A 270-nucleotide genomic window follows, 5' to 3' on the forward strand; every position below is an offset into this window, starting at 1 on the left:
CCCCCATCCGGTCATTCGGCCTGCTGAGCGCACTTGTTCTCGCGCGCGAGATCGGCCGTGAGCGCAAGAAGCTACGCAAACGAATCGTGCGCCTCGAAGAAAAGGTCGGCAGCGCCCGCAAAGTCTCGGAGGCTCAGGACATTCTGTGCGGTCAGCGCCGCGTCTCTAAGGACGAAGCATACAAGATCATGCGCGAGCAAGCGATGACCAAGCGCATGACGGTCGAAGATATCGCCTCGGCCATCATCAACGCGAGCGACATACTCTCAT

1 protein-coding gene is annotated in these 270 nt (G+C 59.6%); it reads left to right on the plus strand.

The annotated features are described in order from the left end of the window. Window positions 1-270: ANTAR domain-containing response regulator (locus SB717_RS36145; protein ID WP_410907820.1), on the plus strand; the 270-nt coding region annotated here is incomplete at both ends.

Source organism: Priestia sp. SIMBA_032, from assembly GCF_046535215.1.
Lineage (GTDB): Bacteria > Bacillota > Bacilli > Bacillales > Bacillaceae_H > Priestia > Priestia aryabhattai.